This window comes from Streptomyces sp. XM83C (assembly GCF_023072675.1).
GTDB lineage: Bacteria > Actinomycetota > Actinomycetes > Streptomycetales > Streptomycetaceae > Streptomyces > Streptomyces thermocoprophilus.
Window position 1 is genome coordinate 1 of record NZ_JALLGL010000420.1, and the last position, 4,114, is coordinate 4,114.

General features: G+C 68.0%; 1 protein-coding gene and 1 pseudogene. One reads left to right on the forward strand and one right to left on the reverse strand.

All coding sequences use genetic code 11. From position 1 onward, the window contains the following. Nucleotides 1–131: 131 nt before the first annotated feature. Nucleotides 132–578, forward strand: a pseudogene (locus MTQ10_RS28445) (IS5 family transposase); the annotation flags it as partial. Nucleotides 579–796: 218 nt separating this feature from the next. Here MTQ10_RS28445 and ppdK read toward each other — a convergent pair. Then, on the reverse strand, nt 797–3,544 hold the full coding sequence (ppdK, locus tag MTQ10_RS28450) for a pyruvate, phosphate dikinase (RefSeq protein ID WP_374117716.1): 2,748 nt from the start codon (nt 3,542–3,544) through the stop codon (nt 797–799). Between the last annotated feature and the right edge of the window lie 570 nt (nt 3,545–4,114).

A 4,114-nucleotide genomic window follows, 5' to 3' on the forward strand; every position in this document is an offset into this window, starting at 1 on the left:
CTGCGGCCGTGATGGAGCAGGTGGGACCACCCGCTGGAACAGCTCCCACAACTCGTCCGGCACCATGCGCTCGACCATCACCACACGGTGCAGACTACCCAGCATTCCAAATGAGACGACCTCTAAAAGCCTCGCCGGTCGACCGGGGCCGGGCGGGCTCGAAGCATCACCTGATCACCGACGGGCACGGCACCCCGCTCGCGGTCCTGGTGACCGGTGGCAACCGCAATGACGTCGCCCAGTTGCTGCCGTATCGGGACGTGATCCCACCAGTCCGTGGCCGGGTCGGCCGCCCCCGCCGCAAGCCGGACTCGCTGTTCGCCGACCACGGCTACGACCACGACAGCTACAGCAACCAGGTCCACGAGCGGGGCATCGTCCCGGCGATCGCCCGCCGCGGCACCCGGCACGGCACAGGACTGGGCACCTACCGGTGGGGGATCGAGTGGACCATCGCCTTGCTCCACGGCTTCCGACGCCTGCGCATCCGCTGGGAACGGCGGGCCGACATCCATGAAGCGTTCCTCAAACTCGCCTGCTGCCTCATCACGCATCGACAACTCCGCTCATTGTGTTAGCCGCTGTCAGTGCGGGCGGATGCCATCAGGTTTCGCGGCTGTCCTTGCTCTGGACGGCAAAACTGAAGCGGTGGCGGAACACGGAAAGGGCGGCACCCCCGCACACGGGTGCCGCCCTTTTTCGTGTTCCGGGGCCGCTGTCGATCGGTTTGAGGGTCGGGTGACAGACAGCGGCCCCGGGGTTTTGCGGGCCCGGAAAGGAATCACGGGCCGGGAATTCAGCGGTGGTCGCTGCCCTCCGCCTGGGTCGCCGCGCGGCCTGCTTCCAGGCGGGCGACGGGGATGCGGAACGGGGAGCAGGAGACGTAGTCCAGTCCGACCTCGTGGAAGAAGTGGACGGATTCCGGGTCACCGCCGTGTTCGCCGCAGACGCCGAGTTTCAGGTCGGGGCGGGTGCGGCGGCCGGCTTCCGCCGCGGATTTCACGAGAGAGCCGACGCCGTCCTTGTCGATGGTCTCGAAGGGGGAGACCCCGAAGATTCCCTTTTCGAGGTACGCGGTGAAGAAGGACGCCTCGACGTCGTCGCGGCTGAATCCCCATACCGTCTGGGTGAGGTCGTTCGTGCCGAAGGAGAAGAATTCGGCGGCCTCGGCGATCTGGCCGGCGGTGAGCGCGGCGCGCGGCAGCTCGATCATCGTGCCGATGGCGAGCTTGAGCTGCGTGCCGGTGGCGGCCTCGACCTCGGCGATGACCTTGTCGGCTTCCTCGCGGACGATCTCCAGTTCCTGGACGGTGCCGACGAGCGGGATCATGATCTCGGCGCGCGGGTCGCCCTTGGCGTTCTTGCGCTCGGCGGCGGCCTCGGCGATCGCGCGGACCTGCATGGTGAACAGGCCGGGGATGACCAGGCCGAGGCGGACACCGCGCAGGCCGAGCATCGGGTTCTGCTCGTGCAGGCGGTGCACGGCCTGCAGCAGGCGCAGGTCGTTCTCGTGCGGCTCCTGCCGGGACTCGGCGAGGGCGACGCGGACCGACAGTTCGGTGATGTCGGGCAGGAACTCGTGCAGCGGCGGGTCGAGGAGGCGGATGGTGACGGGCAGGCCGTCCATCGCCTCGAACAGCTCGACGAAGTCCTTCTTCTGCAGCGGCAGAAGGGCCTTCAGGGACTCCTCGCGCTCCTCCTCCGTGTCGGCGAGGATGAGCCGCTCGACCAGTTCGCGCCGGTCGCCGAGGAACATGTGCTCGGTGCGGCACAGGCCGATGCCCTGGGCGCCGAAGCGGCGGGCGCGCAGCGCGTCCTCGGCGTTGTCGGCGTTGGCGCGCACCCGCAGGCGGCGCTTGCGGTCGGCGAAGGCCATCATGCGGTGCACGGCCTCGACGAGTTCGTCGGCGTCGTCGGCACCGGGGTGCATCCGGCCCTCGAAGTACTCGACGACCGGGGACGGTACGACGGGTACCTCACCGAGGTACACCTTGCCGTTGGAGCCGTCGATGGAGATGAGGTCGCCCTCCTCCACGATGTGGCCGCCGGGCACGGTCATCCGCCGGCGCTTGGTGTCGACCTCCAGCTCCTCGGCGCCGCAGACACAGGTCTTGCCCATGCCGCGCGCGACGACGGCCGCGTGGGAGGTCTTGCCGCCGCGGGAGGTGAGGATGCCCTCGGCCGCGATCATGCCGTCGAGGTCGTCGGGGTTGGTCTCGCGGCGGACGAGGATGACCTTCTCACCGGAGCGGGACCACTTGACGGCGGTGTACGAGTCGAAGACGGCCTTGCCGACGGCGGCGCCCGGCGAGGCGGCGATGCCTCGGGCGACCTGCTCGACCTTGGCGTTCTCGTCGAAGCGGGGGAACATCAGCTGGGCGAGCTGGGCGCCGGTGACCCGCTGGAGGGCCTCGGACTCGTCGATCAGGCCCTGGTCGACGAGCTGGGTCGCGATCCGGAAGGCGGCGGCCGCGGTGCGCTTGCCGACGCGGGTCTGGAGCATCCACAGCTTGCCGCGCTCGATGGTGAACTCGATGTCGCAGAGATCCTTGTAGTGGTTCTCCAGGGTCTCCATGATCGACATCAGTTCGTCGTACGACTTCTTGTCGATCTTCTCCAGCTCGGCGAGCGGCACGGTGTTGCGGATGCCGGCGACGACGTCCTCGCCCTGGGCGTTCTGCAGGTAGTCGCCGTAGACGCCCTGGTGGCCGGAGGCGGGGTCGCGGGTGAAGGCGACGCCGGTGCCGGAGTCGGGGCCCAGGTTGCCGAAGACCATGGAGCAGACGTTGACGGCGGTGCCGAGGTCGTGCGGGATGCGCTCCTGGCGGCGGTAGAGCTTGGCGCGGTCGCCGTTCCAGGAGTCGAAGACCGCGCGGATGGCGAGGTCCATCTGCTCGCGCGGGTCCTGCGGGAAGTCGCGGCCGGTCTCCTTCTTCACGATCTTCTTGAAGGTGGTGACCAGCTTTTTGAGGTCGGCGGCCTCCAGGTCGGTGTCGACCGTGACCTTCTTGGCCTCCTTGGCCTTGTCGAGGGCGTCCTCGAAGAGGTCGCCGTCGACGCCGAGGACGGTCTTGCCGAACATCTGGATGAGGCGCCGATAGGAGTCCCAGGCGAACCGCTCGTCGCCGGCCTGCTGGGCGAGGCCCTTCACGGACTTGTCGGAGAGGCCGATGTTGAGGACGGTGTCCATCATGCCCGGCATGGAGAACTTCGCACCGGAGCGTACGGAGACCAGCAGCGGGTCGTCGGCCTGGCCGAGCTTCTTGCCCATGCGCTGCTCCAGCGCCTCGAGGTGCGCACTCACCTCGTCACGCAGTGCCGCGGGCGCCTCGCCGCTCTCCAGGTAGACCTTGCAGGCCTCGGTGGTGATGGTGAAGCCGGGCGGGACGGGAAGACCCAGGTTGGTCATCTCGGCGAGGTTCGCACCTTTTCCGCCGAGGAGGTCCTTGAGGTCCTTGTTGCCCTCGGTGAAGTCGTAAACGAACTTCACGCCCTCAACGCTGTTGCCCGACGCGGGTCCCTGGTGATCTTTGTTTTCCGACACGGGTCTCGACTCCTCGAGGACGCGGTGGCTGCCCTGACGCGGAGGAACATACCCAGATCGAAGGCTCCTGGGTACGTCCACTTGCGCGTCATAAGCCTGTAACCGGGCGTCTGCCAGGGGATCGAAAGTCAAGGCGAAGCAATCCCTTGGCGCATTCTGTGTTCACCTCTTGAACGAACACCCCTGGGAAGAGCAGGAAGATCGCTCATTTGAGCAGCTTTTGGCACGCCTGAGTTCGCCCGATGAACGATCATCGAGTGGCACTGAGTGCCACCCCTTTCAGAAGTGCAGTCGGCCGAAAACCGCTCATCTGAGCGCAACCCCGATCAGGGGTGGCGAGAATCACGCTCCCGCAGGGGGCGCGATTTCACCATGCGGACGAGTAACCGCACCCCCGTGTTCTCACACGCCGAGCCGGCAGGCTCCCCGCGCCCGCACACCGACCCGCCGGCCGATCCGCAGCCCGCGCACACCCCGACCCGCACCCAAGCCCGCAGCCCGCGCACACCCCGACCCGCGCCCGCGGCCTCCGCGGGCGCCGCACCCCCGTGGGCTCCCGCAGCTCCGCAC